A 19,919-nucleotide genomic window follows, 5' to 3' on the forward strand; every position below is an offset into this window, starting at 1 on the left:
GGAGCGCCGATGGCGAGCAGACCCGAACGGCTGCTGCGGGGCGGTGACTCGCCGCTGAGCGCCTCGTTCCTCGAGCTGTTCTTCGATCTGGCGTTCGTGCTCGCCCTCAGTCAGCTGGCCACCCACCTGCTGCACGACCTCACCCTGGCCGGTGCGCTGCGGACCGCCGTGCTGTTGACCGGAGTCTGGTGGATCTGGGTGCCCACCACCTGGTTCGCCGACTGGTACGACCCGGAGAGCCCGGCGGTGCGGTGGCTGTTGGTGGGTTCCGCGCTGGGCAGCCTGCTGACCGGGGTGGCGATCCCGCAGGCGCTGGACGGGCGGGGCCTGCTCTTCGCCGGCGCGTACGTCTCGGTGCACATCGCCCGGGGCGTGGTCACCGCCGTCGGGCTGCGAGGTCACCCGCGGCAGATCCGGACGCTGCGCATCCTCTGCTGGTTCAGCGTCTCCGCCGTGCCGTGGCTCGCCGGTGGGTTTCTGCCGCAGTGGCGGGTGCCGCTCTGGCTGCTCGCCCTCGCCCTCGACCTCACCGGTCCGCGACTCCGCTGGCCCACGCCGGGGATGGGCCGGACCAGGCGGGAGGAGCTGCACCTGGCCGGTGAGCACTTCGCCGAGCGGTACCAGCAGATCATGATCATTGCGCTCGGCGAACTCGTTCTGGTCGCCGGCCTCTCGTACGCCGGCACCGACCTTCACTTCCCGCAGACTGTCGCGTTCCTGCTGGTCTTCGCCACCGCGGTGCTGATCGGTCTGCTCTACGTCACGCCCGCCGGCCAGCGCCTCGGCCCGGCCATCGAGCGCGCCGACCCGGCCCGGCTCGGCGTCATCACCGGATACCTGCACCTGGTGATGATCGCCGGGCTGGTGGTCACCGCCGTCGGGGCCGAACTGAGCATCGCCCACCCCATGGAGACCGGTGACACGACAGCGGTCCTGGTCATCCTGAGCGGCCCGACGCTGTTCCTCGTCGGGCGGATCCTCTTCTCGGCGGCGATCCACCGGCGACTCTCCTGGCCCCGGGTCGCCGCCCTGTTCGTGCTGGCCGCTGCGGCGGCCGTGCTGCGGCTGCCGCTGTTGGTGGTCAGCGCGGTCGCCACCGGGGTGGTGCTCGTGGTGGTCGTCCTGGACCACGCCGGCATTCGGTCCTACCGCCACCGAGCTGGCGCGTAGTCAATAAGCCTGACTAAAGTCAGGTATATGGACTCGGCTCTCATCGCCGCGGTGCGGCGGTTCAACCGGACGGTCACCCAACGGGTGGGTGCGCTCGACGACGAGTACATGGCCCAGGGACGCCCGCTGGGGCAGGCCCGGCTGCTCTGGGAGATCGGCCCCGCCGGTGCCGAGGTCGCCGCGCTGCGGGCCCGGCTCGGCCTGGACTCCGGATATCTCAGCCGACTCCTGCGCACCCTTGAGAACGACGGCCTCGTCGCTGTGGGACCAACCGACGAGACCGGCGGCGACGGGCGCGTCCGCATCGCCACCCTCACCGACGCCGGCCGGACCCAGTGGGCCGACCTCGACCAGCGGTCGGACGATCTCGCCGCCTCGATCCTCGAACCGCTCACCGAACACCGCCGTGAACGACTCGTCACCGCCATGGCCGAGGTCGAACGGCTGCTCATCGGCTCGATGGTCGTCATCGAGCCATGCCCGCCGGGCGACCCGCGAGCCCGCGCGTGCCTGCGGGCCTACGCCCGCGACATCGCGCGACGATTCGACGACGGGTTCGACCCCGAACTGAGCAACCCGGTCCACGACGAAGCGCTCGTCCCGCCCAACGGGGTGCTCCTGCTCGCCACCCTCAACAGCGAACCGATCGGCTGCGGCGCAGTCAAACTCCACACCGACGCGCCCGCCGAGATCAAACGCGTGTGGGTGGCCGACACCGTACGTGGGCTCGGCGTGGGGCGGCGGCTGCTGGGCGAGTTGGAACGGTACGCCGCCGAGCGCGGTGCGACAGCGGTCCGGCTGGACACCAACCGCAACCTCACCGAAGCGATCGCCCTGTACCGGGCGACGGGTTACCGGGAGATCGAGGCGTACAACACCGAGCGCTACGCCCACCACTGGTTCGAGAAGCAGCTGCGACGGTGACGGAACTTGGTCCGGTGTGGTCTCGGCTGGCTATCCAGGTGGCGACGGTGGCTCAGGTGGGCGTCCCCGCGTATGGCCGGCGTCCGAGATGGCGACCCCGGCCAGGACCACGGCGGCGGCGAGTGCAGCCACGATCGGCGGTACGAGGAGCATCAACGGCGTCAGGGCGGCCAGGGCGAGCAGCCCGATGGGCCGGTCCCGGGACACCCGGCTGAAGACCACGTACTCGAAGCGGGAGCGCCCGGCCAGGAACAGCGCCGGTCCGCCGAGGATGATCGCGATCCAGGCCGGTTCAGGATGCCCGGACGGATGGGCGATGACGAGTTCGGCGCCGACCGCTGCGACGACGACACCGGCCACCATGACCAGGTGGGCGTAGAACGCCGACAGTCCAAGGCGGGCTGGATCGCGGGAGTTGGCGATGGCTGACGCCGACAACTCCCCGGCACGGTAGATGTAGATGCGCCAGAGCAGCACCGTGGCGGCGATCGACACCAGGAACGCCGTGGTCCGGTCGGGTGCGAAGCCGCTGCCGCCGAGGGTCGACGCGGAGACCAGGATCATCTCGCCCAGCGCGATGATGAAGAACTGTCGGTGACGCTCGGCCAGGTGTTCGGCCGCGCTCGGCAACTCCGACGGCGGCGAGCGGCCCAGGCCGGGTGTCAGGTAGCGGAGTTTTCCCGCCAGATAGTCGATGGCCACCGCCAGCACCCACAGTGCCTCCCGGGTGGTGCCGTGCGCCAGTGCCCCTGCGATCCACGGCACAGCGGATGCGCAGAACCAGATGACCACCCGTAGGGCGCCGCGCTGCAGCTCGTGGCCCCGCAGTGCGATGAGAAGGCCGATGCTGCGACCGACCTGGACGGCGACGTACGCGCCCGCGAAGACCAGGCCCTGCGCCCCGAAGGCATCTGGTAGCGCGACGGCCATCAGCAGACTGCCGACCAGAGTCGCGATGACCAGCAGTTGAATCGTCGGCCGCTGCGGGTCGAACCGGTCCGGGACCGTCGCCGTGCTGCACCAGACCCACCACACCGCCAGCAGCAGCACCAGCGTGTGGAAGGTGCCACGCCAGGTGAGGTCCTGGCTGAGCACCCGCCCGAGCTGGGTGAGCACGTAGACGAACGCCAGATCGAAGAAGAGCTCCAGGAAGGTGGCCCGTTGCGGATCCCCGGGCTTCCGCAGCAGCTTGCCCGCACTACTCGTCGTCATCGGCTCGCCCGTCCTGTGGGGTTATGCGCGCTCTGCGGCATTCGTACCACGTGGCAGGGGTGTGTCAGCCGGGCTACTCGATGACGCTGAGGTGGTGCGCCGCGCTGGCGAACGACCGGATGAGTTCCGTCTCGCTGCCGGTACGCCAGATCAGCCCCCACCGACCCGGCGGGGCGTCGTGGATGGGCACGTAGGCGATGTCCGGCCGCGCGTAGTAGCGGGCGGCCTGGGCGTGCACGGGCGAGACGGCTTCACCAGTGACGAGGATCGGGATCATCTCCTGGAAGTTGGAGACCGACGGGCCGATCGGGATCAACTGTCCGCTGGGTGTGCGTACGGGCACCAGGATCTCCCGCCAGTAGTCCGGCCGGGCCCCGCCCATGACCGTCTCGTCCGCCAGGTCCTCGTAGGAGACCGATTTGCGGCCGGCCAGCCGGTGGGTTGCGCCGACGGCCAGCACTATGGGTTCGGTGTAGATCACCGGGCCGACGGTGAGGTCCGGCTCCTTGACCGGCAGCCACACGATCTGCACGTCGATGTCACCGGCGCGCAGCCGACCGAAGGGATCGCCGAAGTCGACATGCCGGAGCTGCACTTCGCACTCAGGGTGGTCCTTGGCGAACCCGTCGAACAACTCGCGGAAATCGTGGAGGTTGACGGCGATCGACCCGACCCGCAGCACCCCGGTCTTGCCGCGGGCGGCGAGCCTGGCCCGGTCCATCCCCTCGTGCAGACCTCGGTACATGGGCTGAATGTCGTCGAAGAGCCGTTGCCCGATCGGTGTGAGCGTCACCTGCCTGTTGTTCCGCTCGAACAGCGCGGCGCCGATCCGACGTTCCTGCTTCTTGATCGCCTGGCTGACCCGGGCCTGGGTCACGTGCAGCCGCTCGGCGGTGCGGGTGAAGTGCAGTTCCTCCGCCAGGGTCAGGAAGATCTCGATGTCGCGGAGTTCCATGTACTGTTCCCGATCCACCCATTAGCGAAGGGTTATGGCAAGTTACCAGTTGTGATCTTGTAGCCCGGTGCCGCGCCGGGCAGGCTGAAGGACGTCGTCGCCGAACAGCATCCGGCAGCCTGAACGAGGAGATCGTCGTGCGCAAGCTCGTGTATTACATCGCCACCACCCTGGACGGCTTCATCGCCGGTCCCGACGGCGCCGACCCCACCGGCCCCGGCGGGTTCTGGCCCGTCCCGGACGACTACCTGCACCACCTCGTGAGCGAATATCCGGAGACGCTCCCCGGTCCGGCCCGACAGGCGTTCGGCATCACCGACCAGGGCAGCCGGTTCGACACTGTGCTGGAAGGGCGCCACTCGTACGAGGTGGGCCTGAAGGCCGGCGTGACCGACGCGTACCCGCACCTGCGCCACCTGGTGTTCTCCCGCACGCTGGGCAGCAGCCCGGACCCGGCCGTCGAGGTCATCGGCCAAGACCCGATTGCCACCGTACGAGAGCTGAAGCGGCACGACGGCAAGGACGTCTGGGTGATCGGCGGCGGCGCACTGGCCGGTGCCCTCTACCCCGAGATCGACCAGCTGATCATCAAGCTTGCCCCGTTGACCATTGGCGCCGGCATCCCGCTCTTCGGCCGCGACGCCGTTTTCACACCACGCACCTGGCGCCTGACCGACCACACCGTTCTGGACAGTGGCGCTCTCTTCCTCACCTACACGCGCACACAGACCGGAAACGAGCCCGCATGAGCACGTCCCATGACACCGTCACGATCCGTCCCATCACCGGGCCGGACGAGATCCCCCTGTTCAACCGTCTGCCGTACACCATCAATCACGAGCTCGACGACGACCTTGCCGACAAGCGCCGCCGACCGGAGTGGATGTGGGTGGCAGTGCGCGGCGACCGACTGCTGGCAAGGGTCGCCTGGTGGGGCCGCAGCGGCGACGACACTCCGCTGCTGCTGGACATCCTCGACGTCGACGACACCGCCGAGGACCTGACCGAGGTGGCACAGGCGCTGTACGAGACCGCCGCGAAGCAGGTCCTGGCACCCGGCGCGGTCCCTCCCGAATACGGCCGCTTCATTCCGGCGGACTGGCGAGAGGACCCGGACGCGTACCGGGCGGTGCGACTGAGGATAGGCGTACTGGAGAACACCGGCGCGCACCTGACTGTCGAACGGCTCCGCCTGGAGTGGAACCCGGCGGCAGGCGTACCGACGCCCGACCGACGCCTGGCCTTCCGCCCGGTCGGCGACACCGACGAGCTGATCGCGTTGATGACCCGCACCCTGGACGGGACCCTGGACGCGCACAGTCGTGGCGACCTGGCGCAGATGTCCCCGCACGAGGCCGCGGTCAAGCACTACGAGCAGGAGTTCGCCACGTACTCCAGCCCTCGTGAGTGGTGGCGCATCGGCACGTTGGGCGAAGACGGCGAGCCCGTCGGGTTCGTCGTCCCGGCCCGCAACGCCTACCACCCGGTGATCGCCTACCTCGGCGTCGTCCCGGAGCACCGGGGTCGGGGGTATGTCGACGGCCTCCTCGCCGAGGGCACCCGGATCCTGGCCGAGGAGGACGTGCCACGCATCCGCGCCGCCACCGACCTGGGCAATGCCCCGATGGCGAACGCCTTCGCCCGGGCCGGCTACGTCAACTTCGAGCGCGCCATCAACATGGCCTGGTAGCCGCGGCGGCTACAGCCGTTCGAAGCTCTCCATGCCGGCGAGTTTCAGCACCTCGGTCCGGGTCGCCGGGCATTCCAGCCGGGTCTGGTCGTCGATCTGGCGGCCGGTCGGCACGGGACCCTGCTTCTCGTACCAGGAATAGAGGTTCACCGTAAGGTTGGCCATCGCGCCCGTCTCGGACCCGATCCCCTTCAGCGTCGGCAACTGGCCATCCAGGTAGGCACACACCTCCTCCGCCGACGCAGGGGCGGAGCCGTTTGTCGGAGCCGCACGGACTGGGTCGGTCGCGGCGTTGGTCACGGTGGGGGTGCCCGGCGCCGCGGCCCCGGTGGGCGAGGGTGCGTCGGCGTCGGTACACGCCGTCAGAGCCAGCACGAGGCAGAGGGCCGGCGCGAGCGTTCGGATCGTTCTCATCAAGCGTTTTCCTGACGTGGGTGCTGATTGTGGATGACCCGTGAACGGGCCGAAGCGGCTGGCTGGCCGTCGCTGAGCTGTGCGGGCGACGGCGGTCAGGCCGCCGCTGTCGCGGTGACGAGCCAGAGGCCGGCGGGCAGCCGGTGGCCGCCGCCGGGTCCACGAAACCGGTCAAGCAGCCGGACGGCCCCGGCTCGGGCCGAAGCCTGCCTGTCCGGTGCAGAAATTCGGTACGCGGCACCGGCGGGGCCGACCTCGATGAGCCATTCGGCTACCGCGTCGGCGTCGTCTGGAGCCTCCAGGGCGACATCGCACTCGCTGATCGTGACGGCGGTGAAGCCGGCGCTGGTGAGGACTCGGGCGAGGCGCGCGGGGTCGGCGAAGGAGTGTGGACCAGGCTCGTCACCTATCGGTAGCGGAGGCAGGGGCCCGAGGTGCGGTGCCGCGCCCAGCATCGCCGCGGACAGCCACGGGTTGACGCTTCCGTCGCGAAAAACTGTCGCCGCGAGGCGTCCGCCCGTTCGCAGCGATCGCCGGATCGTGGCGCAGCCGGCGACCGGATCCGCCAGCAGCATCAGGGTCATTCGTGAGAACGCCGCGTCGAATGGGCCACCCGGTAGGACATCGACAGTCTCGATGTCGGCCACGTGGAACTGGATGCCCGGGTACCGGTCCGGACGGAACCGTTGCCGGGCTGTGGTCACCATCGCCTCAGCGAGGTCGACACCCACGGCTGCGCCGGTCTCGCCGACGGCCGTGGCCAGCTCGGCGGTGGTGCCGCCGCAGCCGCAGCCCACGTCGAGGATCCGCTCGCCCGGCCGTGCGGCCAGTCGATCCATCGCCGGTGCGCCCAGCGGCCGACCGACCTCGTCCTGTCTGTCGGCGTGGCGAATCCAGCCAGTTGCTGCCCCCGCCCAGAAAGCAGCGTTGCGGGAACGCAGGCTGGCGGTGTCGGCCATCAGAACGGCATCTCGGTGCCGTCGACGCTCATCGAGCGGAAGTGGGCTGCCTTCGTCGGGTCGAAGCCGTCCTCCTGTGCCGCCAGGCCCGCAGCCCGGACCAGTCGCTCGGACTGGAACCGGCGGAACGCCGCTTCGTCCTGCCAGATGTTGATGATCCGCCAGCCGTCCTCGGTCGGCCCTGCGACATGGGCGACGAGGCCCAGCGGCCGGTCGGGGCCGAGGTGCCGTTCGACCTGCCGGTATTCCGCTTCGCTGACGCCGGGCATCTCCTGCAACACACCGAACGGCATGGCCGCCACCTCTCGATAGAGTTAAGCTCTATCGAATAGAGCACTACACTCGACGGGTGGTTGTCAAGAGGCGTTACGACTCTTCCCGCCGACAGGAGCAGGCTCGACAGACCCGGCGGGCAATCCTCGAAGCGGCTGGCCGGCTGTTCGTCGACCCCGGTTATGCGGCTACGCCGCTGACCGCTGTCGCAGTGGAGGCCGGCGTCGCTGTCCAGACCCTGTACGCGGTGTTCGGCAGCAAGCGGCAACTGCTGTCCCAACTGGTCGACGTCACCCTGGCCGGCGACGACGAACCGGTGGCTCTGCCGGACCGGCCCTTCGTCGCCGAGATCCGCGCGCTCGCCGACCCCCGCGCCAAGCTCGCGCGCTACGCCCAGCACCTGACCGAGGTGAACGCCCGGCAGGCCCAGGTGATGCTCGCGCTGGCCGGAGCCGCCACGGCCGACCCGGACGCCGCCGAGATCTGGCGCAAGAACATCGACGACCGTCGCCGCGGAATGGCCATGTTCGCCGCGGAACTCGTCGGCACGGGCGGCCTTCGCCCTGACCTGGACGTCGAGCAGGTGGCCGACATCCTCTGGTTGGCTCAGGACGTCCGCAACTTCGACTGGCTCGTTCGGCAACGCGGGTGGCGGCTGGAGCAGTACCAGCGCTGGTATGTGGACACCGTGAGTGGCGCCCTACTCGTCAGCACCGACTAGCGGATGGTCCGGTCCGCCGCCGCATCTCGAGAGAGCAGCGCTGATCGAGATGCGGCGGCTGGAACGCGTTGCCGGTGGGGCCATCGTTTTAACGGCCCCGATCAGCCCTTCACCGCGCCCGCGGTGAGCCCCTCGGTCAGGAAGCGCTGCCCGAGGGCGTACATGATCACCACGGGGATGCTGACGAGCAGCGACGCCGCGGCGAGTTGTCCTTGCGGCACGACGTCTCCGGCGATCATCGATTGCATCCCCACCGGGAGCGTCTTGTACTCGTCCTTCGTGATGAACACGAAGGCGAAGAGGAACTCGTTCCAGGCGTTGGTCAGGGTGAAGAGCGCGACCGCCAGCAGCCCTGGCTTGGCCAGCGGCAGCACCACCCGGCCGAACGCCTGGATCCGGCTGCAACCGTCGACCAGCGCGGCCTCCTCCAACTCGATGGGGATCGACGAGAAGTACCCCACCAGCAGCCAGGTGGCGAACGGCAGCGTGAAGGTCGGGTACGTCACCACCAGGGACCACAACGAGTCGGTGAGCCGGGCGCCGATGAGCATCTGGTACAGCGGGATGAACAGCAGCGCGCCCGGCATCACGTAGGTGAGCAGCACAGTGACGGTGAAGCCCTGCGCCCCGCGGAACCGCAGCCGGGCCAGCGCGTACCCCGCCAGGGCGGCGCAGACCAGTGCCACAGCTGTCGACGCCGCGGACACCAGCAGGGTGTTCAGATACCAGCGGCCGAACGGCTGGTTGTCGAACAGGGCGCCGAACTGCTCAAGCGTCCACGGCGTCGGCCACAGGTCGTCGGTACGCATGACGACCTGGCCCTCGGACTTGAAGGCAGTGACGGCGATCCAGTACAGCGGGCCCAGCACGAAGAAGAGCAGGCCGGCCAGCGCGGCCCACGAACCCAGGCCCGACACCGCTGACGACGAACGGCGACCACCTCGGGACTGGAGGGTCGAGACCACCCGGCCGACCCCCGCCGCGATCAGCAGAATCACACCGAGGACCACCGCCGCCTTCCAGAAGATCTGCGGTGACGCCCAGGCCAGCAGGCCGGTGACCAGCGCGGCGACGACCCACGGCAGCGCCTTCCGCGCCGTCGCGGCCCACCGCTGTGTCCCGATCCACCGCGCCGCCCGGCGTCGCCGGGGCAGTTTGATGTTGGTGTCCTGGCGCAACAACCGGACCAGGACGAACACCAGCCCGCCGATGATCGGCAGCATGACGAGCGTGACCGCCGCGCCCGCGCCGTACTGGAGCTGCAGGATGGCCTTCGAGTAGGCGATGAGCACGTACGGCGCTGTCACGTCGCCCGGGCCGCCCTGCGTCAGCAACCAGACGAGGTCGAAGTTGTTGAACGTCCAGATCGACGACAGGGTCACCGTCACGGTGATCACGTGGCGTAGTCCGGGCAGCGTCACGCTTCTGAACCGCTGCCACGCCGAGGCGCCGTCGATGGTCGCCGCCTCGTAGAGGTCCGCCGGGATGGCCTTCAACCCCGCAAGGAAACACACGGTGAAGAACGGCACTCCCTTCCAGACGTTGACGAGGATCACCGAGGGCATGGCCAGCGACGGGTCGGACAGCCAGCCCGCGGGCCAGCTGTCGACCAGGTGGGCGCTGGCCAGCAGCGGCCCGATTCCGGTGGCGGTGAGCAGCGTGTTGACGCTGCCGAAGATCGGGTCGAGTAGCGCACGCCAGCTGAACGCCGTCACCACCGTCGGCACCACCCACGGCACCAGGAGCAACCCGGCCAGCACGGCCCGCCCGCGGCGGCGATGGTGCAGCAGCAGGGCCGCGGCCAACCCCAGCACGACCTTGAAAACCTCGGCGTACGCGGTGAAGACGAACGAGTTCACCACGCCGGTGTGGAACTGGTCGTCGCCGACGAGCGCGAGGTAGTTGTCCAGGCCGACGAAGACGCTGTCCTGCCCGTGCCGTTCGGTGGTGCTGGTGATGATCGATCGGGCGATCGGCACGAGAACGAGCCCGCCGACCAGCACGGCCATCGGCGCCAGGAACAGTGCCGCGAGTCGCCAGTCACGACCCAGCCGCCGTTGGACCGCGGTGAGGGAGCCAGGTCCCGACGGCGGGGATTTCCTCGCCGTCGGGACCCGCGCAGGACGGACCGAGCTCACTGCGGCAGCCCCTGCTGGTTGAAGATCTGCACCATCTTCGCGTGGGCGGCCGTCACGGCCTGCGCCGGCGCCGTTCCCTGGACGACCTGCTGCATCATGTCGGTGAGGACGTAGGCCGACCCCACCGCCTGCTGGCCCGCGCTGGCCTTCTGCGGGAAGGCCAGGCCGTTCTTCGTGTTCAGCGGCAGCTTCAATTCGGTGATCTTGCGCAGCATGGGGAACGCCGGGTCGCCGCTGGTGAAGAACGGGTCGGCGTCCCAGACCTTCTCCCAGGCGGGCATCACCAGGCCGGGTGCTTCCTTCGCGACCCCGAGCAGCGCGGGCGCGCTGACCAGGTACTGGGCCAGGAGCTTGGCGAGCGCGGGGTTCTTGGCGCCCTTGAAGACGACGAAGCCCTGCGACTGGCCGAGCAGCAGCGGGTTGTCGGTCGCCGGTCCGATGCAGTCGGAGAACACGTGGGTGTTCGCGTGCACCGGGTTCTTCTTGGTCCTGGAGTCCGCGTAGACGCTGAACTGGTTGCGGGTGTAACCGAGGATCCCGGCGAGCCAGTTCTCGTTGTTGCTGGTGTCGGTCCAGCTGGCGATTCCCGGCGGCAACATCCGCTTGTACTTGGGGTTGGTGTAGATGTCGCCGAGGAATGTCACCGCCTGCACCGTTTCCGGTGAGTTGAAGGTGACCTTCCGGCCGTCGTTCGCGGCGATCGACCCGCCGTAGGCGTTGATCAGCGCCTCGATCATTCCGTTGCCGTCACCGGACCGGTTCACCGTCATGCCCCAGCCGAACCGGCGCTTGGCCGGATCGGAGATCTCCAGGCACAGGTCCCGCAGCTCCTCCCAGCTGTAGATGTCCTTGGGGGAGATGCCCTTGTCCTGCATCCAGTCCTTGCGCAGGAACGACCCGATCCCGATGAAGTGGTACGGGATGGCGAACCACTTGCCGTCGAAGACGCAGAAGTTCTTGGCCTCTGCGCAGGGTTCGCCGTACTTGGCGGTCAGCGCCTTGACGACGTCCGTCACGTCCTCCAGGTCGCCCAGCGCCTGGAACTGCGCGACGAACCGCGAGTCGGTCATGAACGCCAGGTCACGGGCCACCCCGCCCTTGACCTCCGCGTCGATCTTGGCCACCACGTCACCGGCGTCGGCCTGGACCAGACTGTTCTCGATCTTCGTTCCGGTGGTGTCGGCGAACTTCCTGATCGAGCTGTCGAGGGCTTCGTTCGCAGTCGTCGAGTACAGCTTCTGCGACAGCATGCCCATCGAGGAGCCCTTCATCGCCGCCGCGCCGTCGATCAGCTCCTGCGGAACTTCCGCCTGCACTCTGGTGGGCGATTCGGAACCGTCCCCACACGCGGCCAGACCGGCCGCGCCGAGCACCCCCACCCCCATCCCCAGAAAGCCGCGCCGTGACCACCCCGACTTGTCCTCCATGGACACCCGCCTCCTTTTTCCCGCGCGCGGCTGCACGCCGAAGGCCTAGCCGGCGAACACCGCGATGGTTGTGTTGCAGTTGGTTTCTGCCGGCGACCACCGAGGGACGCCCGTCGAGATCAGTGCCTTCGTGGGTTCCTGCGCTGGTGAGCGGGCCCGCCCGTCATCGTGGGACGTCCGCTCACGCGCGCTTCGTCGAAGCCACCCGAGACATGTCGGATGGCGCTCTCCGGGTAGCGCGACGAGGTGGGGCGATCGGCGACCGGGTCGAGGCAGCAGCGCTGGCGTTCCAGTTCGGTCGGGTCACAGGACCACCGCCGTTCGAGATTTCGAACTAGGTTCGATATACCGTATCGAGTGGTCGCGACGCTAGGGCAGTGCCATGAGCGATGTCAATGTTTCGATGTTGTTTCGACCGAAAGCGGGAGGGTGCCTACCGAGGTTGCGCCCGGTAACCCATTCGAGTCGACAGCACAGCCGCTCCCTCGCGAACCAGCCCGGTCCACTCCACCTGCACCTGAGGCGTCCAACGAATGATCGGTGCGGACAGACTCATCCCAGCGATGATGGTGCCGGTATGGTCCCGGATCCCCGCAGCGACACAGCGCATCGCGGTGTCCGACTCACCGATGTCGACAGCGACACCCTCCACCCGGACACGGTTCAGATGCTCACGAAGAAGATCCGGGTCGGTGATGCTGTCCGGCGTCATGCCCGGCAGAGGGCCCTTCAGCAGGACGGCGTCCAGGTCCGCCTGGCCGAGAGCCGACAGCAGTACCTTGCCGACGGCCGTGCAGTGAGCGGGCAGCCGCAGCCCGACCCCGGAAACCATCCGAACGGGGTGGGTGCTGTCGAACTTGACGAGATAGATGACATCGGCGCCGTCGAGCACCGCCACATGAACCGCCTCGTCGCACGCGGCGGCCATGTCCCGCGCGACGCCCTGCGCCTCGCGTACCAGATCAAGCCGACCCGCGAACGCCGCGCCCAGCTGGAACAGCGGCATGCCGAGCCGATACTGCACAGGCTGACCCGGTATGGAGATCAGGTACGCGCGAGCCTCGAGCGTCACGAGCAACTCGTGGACAGTCGTGCGCGGCAGGTCGAGTCGCTCCATCACCTGGCGGGCCGACAGCTGGGGGCAGTCCAGGAACAGTTCGAGGACGTCGAGGGCGCGGATGACCGCCGGTACCACACGGGGCATGTCGATAGTCCCTTCGCAGTGCCGGACCCGTGTCAACGATCTTCACGCGGGCCAGCACCTGAAGAGGATATCTACGTCGGCTCCCGGCGCCAGGTGCCGAACTCGGCGTCGATGGGAGCCGTCTGGACGGCACGGCGATCGGCAGCCGCTGCCATCTGTCCGGATCGCCGCCCGCCCGAAACATCTCGGACGGGCGGCGAAGGCTCAGCTCTGGCTGACCAGGCCGGCGTCGACCACGTACTCTCCGCCGTGCACGGCCTGGAATTCGGCGCTGGCGACCAGCAGGGTCGGCTCGAACTGGTACGACCTCACGATGTCCGAGTCCGTGGCGTCGTCACCCACGTCTGCGACACTCCGGCCGTACGTGGCGGCTGCCTCCAGCCGGACCTCGTACAGCAGCTCGGTGCGGGCGGTGATCGACCAGGTTCCGTCCGGGTTGACGGTGGCCGAGCCACCACCAATTGCCTGTCGCTGCGGACTCGACAGACTCACCTCCAACACGCCGTCCGGGCCACCGGCGATGGCCGGCTCATCCGCCTCGCGCTGCCCATCCCGGTCAAGGTCGTGCCACACACTGCCGCGGATGACGCACGTGCCCGAGATCGCCACCGTGACGGATTCGGTGTTGTTGTCGGTGTTCGTCTCGCGGCGTTGCGGGGTGATGCTCGTGGTGATGGGCACCCTGCTGCCCGGTGTCGCGCCGGCCACGACGAACGGCACGAACAGCCGGCTCGCCCGACCACCGGCCGCCAATTGCGGATACGAGCACGTGTAGCTCGTCGTGCTCACTGCCGTGCAGGTCCAGCCAGGGGCACCGACCGACGGGGTCGTTGTCCTGAGCCCGGCGGGCACCGCGACAGTGACGCTGATCGGGTCCGACGCTCCGGTGCCGTAGTTCCGGATGTCGATCTCGGCGGAGAAGGTCTCGCCCTCCGCCGGATTCAGCACGTCGGTCATCATCAGATCGACGACCAGATCGGGCTGGAGTCGCCCGGCCGCCACCGCGTCGGCCGGAGCAAGTGCCGCCGCGCCCCCGACGAGGGCGAGGGTGGCCAGCGAGGTGGAGAAGGTACGTCGGATCGAGCGGGAAAGGGAACGAGGGCGCATAGGTTCCTCACGTCGCGGGTGACGGCCCTCCCAGGACGGTGAAGGCCGGACTGGAGATCAAGATCTCCACTCATCCGGCGTCGTCGATCAGCCCGGCGTTACACAGAGCCGGTGTCAGTTGTGCCTGTCCCCTATGCTGCGCCAGGCAGTTGGTGTGAGCAGTCCATTTAGGGGGCGCGGAGCCGCATGGCCGACGAGATCAAGTACGAGTACAAGACCGTACGGCCAGTTCGCGGCACCGACGGCTGGGTCATCTCGAAGATGCAGAAGGATGGCTGGGAGCTCGTGCAACAAGCACCAGGCACGCTTCGCTCCACCGTCAACTTCCGTCGGCCAAAGAAGCCGCAGCCGTGGCTCCTGATCGGCGCGGCGGCCGCCGTCCTCGTGATCCTGGCCGTCGTCATCGGCGCCGCCTCGGCACTCAGCGGCGAAGACGAAAAGAAGCACGAGTCAGACAAGTCGACGGCTGCTGTGAGCGAGAAACCGTCTGCTACGCCGGCTCCGACCGCTGTCGTGTCGGCTGCCACTGAGGTGATCACGCCGCAGAACAATCCGGAGTTCGCCGCGCTGCTGAAGGCGGACGATTGCGACGACGCGAACGTGGCCTTCGCGACCAGGTACGAGGGCAAGACGGTCGCGTTCAACGGCTCGATCGTGAACATGGCACCGCACGGTGACTACGACACCCGCTACGACTTCCTCCTGGGCCCAGGCGACAAGGGCCCGAACACGACGACCGGCCCGGCCTTCAAGTACGAGGACGTCAACATCCTTGACCTGAAACTAACCGGCAAGCAGATCCCCGCCACCGTTGGCGTAGGCGACAAGTTCCGCTTCGTCGCCGAGATAGGCGAGTTCAAAACCGCCCAGTGCCTCTTCCTCCTCGACCCGGTCTCGACGGAAGTCCGGTAGTCAAGATGGGCCAGCCGCGTCACTACCGGACCAGTTTGCCCGGTGATCATCTAGGCGGACATGTCACGGCCGGACCTTGATCCGCGGAACTCCGGCTGCGTCGCAGCGTCGGTCCCGCAACCGGCGGCCGTCGAACCTGCACCTCCGTCCTGGCCGACCTGAACGTTCACCCCTTGGTGGCGATGCAGGTCTTCGGCATGCCCAGTTCTGGCCCCGATCACGGCAATAGCGGCCCCACAATGGGCCGCTGACCTGCATAAGAGTGGGCCGCCAGGGACTCGAACCCTGAATCCCTCTCGTGCTGCGGGGATCGGGCGCTTGTGCCCGGGGATCTTGCCGAGGTGACTGGGACTGAGGCCATAGGAGCGTCCACTTCGCTGGCGACAGCGATGCCGACGACAGCGCGTGCGGGCCGTGGGGCACCCGGTCGCCGGGCTCGCCCTCTGGTGTTGTCTTCGTGGCACGATGTTGCGCTATGGATCATCAGGGGCAGTTTCATCGTGCAGCGCTCGCGTTGGGCATCCCGGACGACGAGGTCAGCCGGTTCATCCAGCACCTCCGTTTGTCGATCCGGTTGAGCGGGGGATCCGGCGGTGTTCCGGTCGGGCAGTTCGGTGGGTTGCCCCGGCTGCCGGTGGGCATGGACTGGCCGTCCGACGGGGTCAGTCCGTTGCCGTTCATCTTCTCGGTCGACTGTGCGGCGCTGCCAAGAATCGACGGCTTCGGCCTGCCGGCAGACGGCTCGCTGCTGTTCTTCCTGAACCACGAGCAGGCCGCTGCCACCGGGGAGCGAAGGTTCGGGCGAGTCGTGTATGTGCCGACCGGTACCGATACCGAGCTGGCGACAGGATCCACCGACGACGCGTTCGTCGGCGAGCAGTACGACGTCGGCGCCACGCTGCGCGCTGAGTTCCCCGATTGGTTCGGGAGGGACGACGAGGACGAGGAGGACGAGGACGACCTGTCGCCCTTCCAGCAGCAGTTGGCCCGTGACCTCGAGCGTGACCTGCCGCACCTTGACGAACTCTGTGCTCTGGCCGACAAACTCTGGCCGCCTGACAACGGGTACATCAGCGCCTATATCGGCGGGTACGCCGACGAGGAAGTAATCAAGAGTATTGCGGAGCAGACCCTCGCGTGGCGCGAGAAGATCGGCGAGATCGTCATCCCGGTCGCGAAATGGTATTCCCATGTGGAGAAGGAGACACACCGGCTGACGAGTGAGTGGGTGTCGCTCGCCCGCTTTCCCGTAGACAACGAGCTTTATTACCGGAGCGACGGGAGTTTCGTGATCCGCCACGACGACCTGGCCGCTAGTCGTCTGGACGAGGCACTTTCCGTGGCTGAGTTGGTCCCATAGAACACCGACGGCGGCTGTCCCCCGTCAAGTGAAGCTGATGTGCAACGGATCAAGTGAAGCCCGACATCGCCGGCAGCCCGGCCGCTGGCTTCACTCGGGTGGCTTCGCTGCTTCACCTGACTGCTCACGCCGGATGGCCGAAGGACGGCACCTTCCACTCCCTGCGCCACTTCTTCGCTACGACGTTTGATGCGCAACGGTGTCGAGCCCCAAGAGGTGCAGAAGGCGCTGAGGCACGCCAACCGGGAACCTTCCGCCGGCCAATATCCGATCTCAGTTGTGCCCCGGGTGTGCCGGATGATCTTCCGTTAGGGTTTCTGCAGCTCAGAGGGGGTCTGTGGTGGGCCGCCAGGGACTCGAACCCTGAACCTATGGATTAAAAGTCCACAGCTCTGCCATTGAGCTAGCGGCCCGCGCGCTCAGGTTACCCGACGGTGAGCGGCGACGGCTCTCGGCTTCCGGCCCGCCGTCGATGGCTGCGGCCGGCCGGCTGCCCCCTCACGTGATCATGACTTGTCGGCGGCACGGTCGAGGGTGCGGGGCGCTGGGTCGGTGATCGGACGTGAACCAAGCGACCTCGCGCTGTGGTGCATGGGTGTGTGTCGGTGGGGAACCAGGACCGGCATGGGATCGAGCCGATTGCCGGCCGTGGCGGCCTCCGGGGAGGAGGCCGGGCGCGATGGCGTACGCCAACCGGGTGGCGAGGTGCACGCCTGGTTGCCCGGCCAGAACCAGACGGTCTGTGGCCTGGCACTGAGCCGGACCCGACTGCGTCGCTTCCCGCATGTGCGCTTCGACTACTCGGGTACCGACGTGCTCACTGAGGCGGACGCCGTGGGCTGGATCTGTCCACGCTGCCTGGCCGCCACCGCCGGTAGGCGGGGCAAGGAGAAGCACGGCTGGGTACGGGAGTCTCCTCGCCCTTGATCGACTCGGGATCCCGGAAGTCGGGGTGTTCTGCGCGCGCGGATGCCGCGACTTTCAGGAAGTCGAGTGGATCAAGCCGCACGCGCCGCAAGCCCCCGCCGCGCTGGTGGGCGGTTGAGCTGCTGCTGGGCGGGTACGGGGTCGGGCATGCGGATCGTGGTGGTGGGGGCGAGCGGCAACGTCGGTACGGCGCTGCTGCGGCGGCTGCGCCGGGAGCGGGGCGTGGAGCTGGCCGGGGTCGTTCGACGGTTGCCCGGCCCGGATGCCGGCGAGCCGTACGACCAGGTGGAGTGGCACTCCTGCGACATCGGCGCGCCGAGCGCGACCGGGCAGCTTGCCGAGGTGTTCGCGGGTGCGGACGCCGTGGTGCACCTGGCCTGGCAGATCCAGCCCAGCCACGACCAGCGGGTGCTGCGCCGGACCAACGTCGAGGGCAGCCGGGCGGTGATCAACGCGGTGGTCCAGGCCGGTGTTCCGGCCCTGGTGTACGCCTCGTCGGTCGGCACCTACGCGCCCGGCCCGAAGGATCACCCGATCAGTGAGCGGTGGCCGGCCACCGGTGTGCCCGGTTCGTCGTACAGCGAGCACAAGGCGGAGGTGGAGGCGCTGCTGGACGGGGTCGAACGGGATCAACCGACGCTGCGGGTGGTGCGGATGCGACCCGGGTTGATCTTCCAGCGGGCCGCGGGTGCGGAGATCACGCGTTACTTCCTCGGCCCGTTGGCGCCGGTGCGGCTGCTGCGCTACGGCCGGATCCCGCTGGTGCCGACGAACCGCCGGTTGCGGATGCAGGCGGTGCACGCCGATGACGTGGCCGACGCGTACGCCCGGGCGGTGTTGGGTGATGCGCGCGGTGCCTTCAACGTCGCCGCGGACCCGGTGCTCACTCCGGAGCTGGTGGCCCGGCACTTTCATGGTTGGACGGTGCCGGTCGCCGCGCCGGTGCTGCGGGTGGCGGCGGCGCTGACCTGGCGGGCGCGGCTGCAACCGGTCGACGTGGGCTGGGTGGAGCTGGGTCTGAACGCCCCGCTGATGTCCAGCGAGCGCGCGGAGACCGAGCTGGGCTGGCAGCCCAAGATCAGTGCGCTGACGGCGCTCAAGGAACTCTTCGCCGGGATGGCCGACGGCGACCACACGCCGAGCCCGCCGATGTCCGGCGCACGGGACCTGCCCGGCCGCCCCGCCGCCCTCCTCCGTGCCCGCCCCCCAGGCGAAGGAAATCCCTACTGACCCACCCCAGCTTGTTGATCAAGAGCGTTCGGTCAGGAAACACCGCCCCGATGACCGAAACCTCTTGATCACCGGCGCGGTCGCAAGCGGGGGGGCAGGGGCCTGGTTAGGAGAGCTTGGAGTTGGTCAGCGTGGGGTTGCGGGCGCCCAGGAAGAAGATGCCGGGGAAGCCGCGGGTCTCGAACTTGGCGCTCGGGTTGCGGCGCAGAGTCGAGTTTTCGATCCTCATCGTGCCGGTGCGGTTGTTGCTCACGAAGAAGACCGCGCCGCCACCCTCGTTGGCAGTGTTGTTCTCGATGATCGTGCCGGCGATCCGTACGGTGAACTCGTTGCCGTCGCAGTAGATCGCGCCGCCGCTGCCGCCGCCGGGCGTACCGGACTTGGCCGGGTTGGCACCGCTGCCGATCGCCTCGTTGTTCCTGAGCAGGCTGTTCAGCACCACCCACGACACGCCGATGCTGCTCAACGCCCCTCCGTTGGAGCAGGAACCGCCGTCGAAGGTGCTGCCCACCACGTACACCGGCTTGTTCTCGTACTGGCTCAGCACCCGGACGGCCGCGCCACCCAGGTCGGGGCCGGTGCGGTCGCAGCGGTTGCGGACGAAGCGCGAGTTGACGACCTTCAGCCGCCCGCCGCGTACGAAGATCGCCCCACCGCCGCCGCCCTCGGCCTTCTCACCGGTGGAGTTGCCGTCGGCGAAGGTGAGGTTCTGCACGGTGAGCTGCGGGTGATCCTGGTTCTGGCAGTGGGAGGTGGTGAAGCCCTGGGCCTCGTCGCAGGTGTTCATGTAGAGGATGCGGCGCTGCCCTTGGCCGCTCAGCGTGACAGTGCCGCCGCCGTCCAGCACGATCTTCGGCCCGTTGGCGTTGCGGACCTTCGCGGTGGCGGCCATCTTGATCGTCACCGGGGCCGGTCCGCAGTTGAACGTGATGACACCGCCGGCCGCGACGGCCTTCACGACCGCCGCGGAGGTGCAGCTCGCCGGGGTGCCGGTGCCGATGGTCCGGGTCGGCTTCGAGGTGTCCACCGCCCGCGCCTCGGTCGGCACTGTGGCCCTGCCGTTCGGGTTGCCGGCGGCGAGCACCTTGTTGGCGGGCTTCGGGCTGGCGCTGGCCCCCGGGCCGCCGAGGCCGTCCCGCGCACCCGGCGCTTCGCTCTGACCGCCGGTCGGCAGCGCCGTCGGCGAGGCGGTCGAGCCGGCCTCGAAGGCGGGGGCCGGGTCGTTGGGCGCGCAGGCGGGCAGGGTCGCGGTGGCGACACCGAGGACGAGGAGAGCGGCAAGCGACGTCATGCGCA

The 19,919-nt window shown here is 68.6% G+C and carries 19 protein-coding genes and 1 tRNA gene; 9 read left to right on the plus strand and 11 right to left on the minus strand.

Features of this window, described 5'->3' with window-relative positions:
* Nucleotides 1-9: 9 nt before the first annotated feature.
* Complete coding sequence (locus MED15_RS08700) at nt 10-1,170, plus strand: low temperature requirement protein A (RefSeq protein WP_112735298.1); 1,161 nt, start codon at nt 10-12, stop codon at nt 1,168-1,170.
* 27 nt (nt 1,171-1,197) lie between these two features.
* Nucleotides 1,198-2,094, plus strand: a complete 897-nt coding sequence (locus tag MED15_RS08705) for a helix-turn-helix domain-containing GNAT family N-acetyltransferase (RefSeq protein ID WP_112735300.1) — start codon at nt 1,198-1,200, stop codon at nt 2,092-2,094.
* Between the two features lie 30 nt (nt 2,095-2,124).
* Here MED15_RS08705 and MED15_RS08710 read toward each other — a convergent pair whose 3' ends face one another.
* Together MED15_RS08710 and MED15_RS08715 are read right to left on the minus strand one after the other, a co-directional pair.
* Nucleotides 2,125-3,306: a low temperature requirement protein A gene (locus MED15_RS08710; protein WP_112586291.1), complete on the minus strand. Its 1,182-nt coding sequence runs from the start codon at nt 3,304-3,306 to the stop codon at nt 2,125-2,127.
* Nucleotides 3,307-3,379: 73 nt separating this feature from the next.
* Complete coding sequence (locus MED15_RS08715; protein WP_112603333.1) at nt 3,380-4,261, minus strand: LysR family transcriptional regulator; 882 nt, start codon at nt 4,259-4,261, stop codon at nt 3,380-3,382.
* Nucleotides 4,262-4,398: 137 nt separating this feature from the next.
* Here MED15_RS08715 and MED15_RS08720 point away from each other — a divergent pair, with 137 nt between their 5' ends.
* Both MED15_RS08720 and MED15_RS08725 read left to right on the plus strand, forming a co-directional pair.
* Entirely contained in the window at nt 4,399-5,010 is a 612-nt protein-coding gene (locus tag MED15_RS08720) for a dihydrofolate reductase family protein (RefSeq protein WP_112586295.1), read from the plus strand.
* Nucleotides 5,007-5,951, plus strand: a complete 945-nt coding sequence (locus MED15_RS08725) for a GNAT family N-acetyltransferase (RefSeq protein WP_112735302.1) — start codon at nt 5,007-5,009, stop codon at nt 5,949-5,951. The genes MED15_RS08720 and MED15_RS08725 overlap by 4 nt, the downstream gene beginning before the upstream one ends.
* A 9-nt stretch (nt 5,952-5,960) precedes the next feature.
* On the opposite strand, the gene MED15_RS08730 is transcribed toward MED15_RS08725, so the two are convergent.
* The 3 genes from MED15_RS08730 to MED15_RS08740 all read right to left on the minus strand — a co-directional run bounded on the left by MED15_RS08730 (nt 5,961) and on the right by MED15_RS08740 (nt 7,617).
* Nucleotides 5,961-6,365 carry a hypothetical protein gene (locus MED15_RS08730; protein ID WP_146758853.1) on the minus strand — a complete coding sequence of 135 codons (405 nt, stop codon included), beginning with the start codon at nt 6,363-6,365 and terminating at the stop codon, nt 5,961-5,963.
* Nucleotides 6,366-6,460: 95 nt separating this feature from the next.
* Nucleotides 6,461-7,324 carry a methyltransferase domain-containing protein gene (locus MED15_RS08735; protein WP_112586301.1) on the minus strand — a complete coding sequence of 288 codons (864 nt, stop codon included), beginning with the start codon at nt 7,322-7,324 and terminating at the stop codon, nt 6,461-6,463.
* Nucleotides 7,324-7,617 (minus strand): hypothetical protein, encoded by a 294-nt coding sequence (locus tag MED15_RS08740; protein ID WP_112586303.1) that lies wholly within the window; start codon nt 7,615-7,617, stop codon nt 7,324-7,326. The genes MED15_RS08735 and MED15_RS08740 overlap by 1 nt, the downstream gene beginning before the upstream one ends.
* A 56-nt stretch (nt 7,618-7,673) precedes the next feature.
* On the opposite strand from MED15_RS08740, the gene MED15_RS08745 reads away from it, so the two are divergent.
* The gene (locus tag MED15_RS08745; RefSeq protein ID WP_244220416.1) at nt 7,674-8,318 is read left to right on the plus strand and encodes a TetR/AcrR family transcriptional regulator; all 645 of its coding nucleotides are present in this window, start codon (nt 7,674-7,676) and stop codon (nt 8,316-8,318) included.
* A gap of 101 nt (nt 8,319-8,419) precedes the next feature.
* Here the strand turns inward: MED15_RS08745 and MED15_RS08750 are convergent, their stop codons facing one another.
* The 4 genes from MED15_RS08750 to MED15_RS08765 all read right to left on the minus strand — a co-directional run bounded on the left by MED15_RS08750 (nt 8,420) and on the right by MED15_RS08765 (nt 14,194).
* Complete coding sequence (locus MED15_RS08750) at nt 8,420-10,456, minus strand: ABC transporter permease (RefSeq protein ID WP_112725790.1); 2,037 nt, start codon at nt 10,454-10,456, stop codon at nt 8,420-8,422.
* The gene (locus tag MED15_RS08755; RefSeq protein ID WP_112733764.1) at nt 10,453-11,883 is read right to left on the minus strand and encodes an extracellular solute-binding protein; all 1,431 of its coding nucleotides are present in this window, start codon (nt 11,881-11,883) and stop codon (nt 10,453-10,455) included. Before MED15_RS08755 ends, MED15_RS08750 begins: the two co-directional genes overlap by 4 nt.
* Before the next feature lie 433 nt (nt 11,884-12,316).
* The gene (locus MED15_RS08760; protein ID WP_112586309.1) at nt 12,317-13,087 is read right to left on the minus strand and encodes an IclR family transcriptional regulator; all 771 of its coding nucleotides are present in this window, start codon (nt 13,085-13,087) and stop codon (nt 12,317-12,319) included.
* Nucleotides 13,088-13,291: 204 nt separating this feature from the next.
* Nucleotides 13,292-14,194, minus strand: coding sequence for an SdrD B-like domain-containing protein (locus MED15_RS08765; protein WP_112603291.1), 903 nt, complete (start codon nt 14,192-14,194; stop codon nt 13,292-13,294).
* Between the two features lie 186 nt (nt 14,195-14,380).
* Here MED15_RS08765 and MED15_RS08770 point away from each other — a divergent pair, with 186 nt between their 5' ends.
* Both MED15_RS08770 and MED15_RS08775 read left to right on the plus strand, forming a co-directional pair.
* Entirely contained in the window at nt 14,381-15,106 is a 726-nt protein-coding gene (locus tag MED15_RS08770) for a DUF4839 domain-containing protein (protein ID WP_112603289.1), read from the plus strand.
* Nucleotides 15,107-15,581: 475 nt separating this feature from the next.
* Nucleotides 15,582-16,466 (plus strand): DUF1963 domain-containing protein, encoded by an 885-nt coding sequence (locus MED15_RS08775; RefSeq protein WP_112735304.1) that lies wholly within the window; start codon nt 15,582-15,584, stop codon nt 16,464-16,466.
* 338 nt (nt 16,467-16,804) lie between these two features.
* Here the strand turns inward: MED15_RS08775 and MED15_RS08785 are convergent.
* Nucleotides 16,805-16,879 (minus strand) — tRNA-Lys (locus MED15_RS08785).
* Nucleotides 16,880-17,090: 211 nt separating this feature from the next.
* Between MED15_RS08785 and MED15_RS08790 the strand changes: the two genes are divergently transcribed.
* A complete protein-coding gene (locus MED15_RS08790; protein ID WP_112586319.1) occupies nt 17,091-17,393 on the plus strand; it encodes a hypothetical protein in 303 nt (100 codons plus the stop codon).
* A gap of 147 nt (nt 17,394-17,540) precedes the next feature.
* The gene (locus MED15_RS08795; RefSeq protein ID WP_112603257.1) at nt 17,541-18,623 is read left to right on the plus strand and encodes an NAD-dependent epimerase/dehydratase family protein; all 1,083 of its coding nucleotides are present in this window, start codon (nt 17,541-17,543) and stop codon (nt 18,621-18,623) included.
* Between the two features lie 106 nt (nt 18,624-18,729).
* On the opposite strand, the gene MED15_RS08800 is transcribed toward MED15_RS08795, so the two are convergent.
* Nucleotides 18,730-19,914: a hypothetical protein gene (locus MED15_RS08800; RefSeq protein WP_112586323.1), complete on the minus strand. Its 1,185-nt coding sequence runs from the start codon at nt 19,912-19,914 to the stop codon at nt 18,730-18,732.
* Between the last annotated feature and the right edge of the window lie 5 nt (nt 19,915-19,919).

The sequence above is a fragment of the Micromonospora noduli genome, from assembly GCF_003264475.1.
Lineage (GTDB): Bacteria > Actinomycetota > Actinomycetes > Mycobacteriales > Micromonosporaceae > Micromonospora > Micromonospora noduli.

What these genes read in the sequence shown, in the direction of transcription:
- MED15_RS08710 (WP_112586291.1), bottom strand. Translation starts at nt 3,306, where the DNA reads ATGACGACGAGTAGTGCGGGCAAGCTGCTGCGGAAGCCCGGGGATCCG.
- MED15_RS08790 (WP_112586319.1), top strand. Translation starts at nt 17,091, where the DNA reads ATGGGATCGAGCCGATTGCCGGCCGTGGCGGCCTCCGGGGAGGAGGCC.
- MED15_RS08715 (WP_112603333.1), bottom strand. Translation starts at nt 4,261, where the DNA reads ATGGAACTCCGCGACATCGAGATCTTCCTGACCCTGGCGGAGGAACTG.
- MED15_RS08705 (WP_112735300.1), top strand. Translation starts at nt 1,198, where the DNA reads ATGGACTCGGCTCTCATCGCCGCGGTGCGGCGGTTCAACCGGACGGTC.
- MED15_RS08725 (WP_112735302.1), top strand. Translation starts at nt 5,007, where the DNA reads ATGAGCACGTCCCATGACACCGTCACGATCCGTCCCATCACCGGGCCG.
- MED15_RS08760 (WP_112586309.1), bottom strand. Translation starts at nt 13,087, where the DNA reads ATGCCCCGTGTGGTACCGGCGGTCATCCGCGCCCTCGACGTCCTCGAA.
- MED15_RS08765 (WP_112603291.1), bottom strand. Translation starts at nt 14,194, where the DNA reads ATGCGCCCTCGTTCCCTTTCCCGCTCGATCCGACGTACCTTCTCCACC.
- MED15_RS08700 (WP_112735298.1), top strand. Translation starts at nt 10, where the DNA reads ATGGCGAGCAGACCCGAACGGCTGCTGCGGGGCGGTGACTCGCCGCTG.
- MED15_RS08770 (WP_112603289.1), top strand. Translation starts at nt 14,381, where the DNA reads ATGGCCGACGAGATCAAGTACGAGTACAAGACCGTACGGCCAGTTCGC.
- MED15_RS08795 (WP_112603257.1), top strand. Translation starts at nt 17,541, where the DNA reads ATGCGGATCGTGGTGGTGGGGGCGAGCGGCAACGTCGGTACGGCGCTG.
- MED15_RS08740 (WP_112586303.1), bottom strand. Translation starts at nt 7,617, where the DNA reads ATGCCGTTCGGTGTGTTGCAGGAGATGCCCGGCGTCAGCGAAGCGGAA.
- MED15_RS08755 (WP_112733764.1), bottom strand. Translation starts at nt 11,883, where the DNA reads ATGGAGGACAAGTCGGGGTGGTCACGGCGCGGCTTTCTGGGGATGGGG.
- MED15_RS08730 (WP_146758853.1), bottom strand. Translation starts at nt 6,365, where the DNA reads ATGAGAACGATCCGAACGCTCGCGCCGGCCCTCTGCCTCGTGCTGGCT.
- MED15_RS08735 (WP_112586301.1), bottom strand. Translation starts at nt 7,324, where the DNA reads ATGGCCGACACCGCCAGCCTGCGTTCCCGCAACGCTGCTTTCTGGGCG.
- MED15_RS08775 (WP_112735304.1), top strand. Translation starts at nt 15,582, where the DNA reads ATGGATCATCAGGGGCAGTTTCATCGTGCAGCGCTCGCGTTGGGCATC.
- MED15_RS08800 (WP_112586323.1), bottom strand. Translation starts at nt 19,914, where the DNA reads ATGACGTCGCTTGCCGCTCTCCTCGTCCTCGGTGTCGCCACCGCGACC.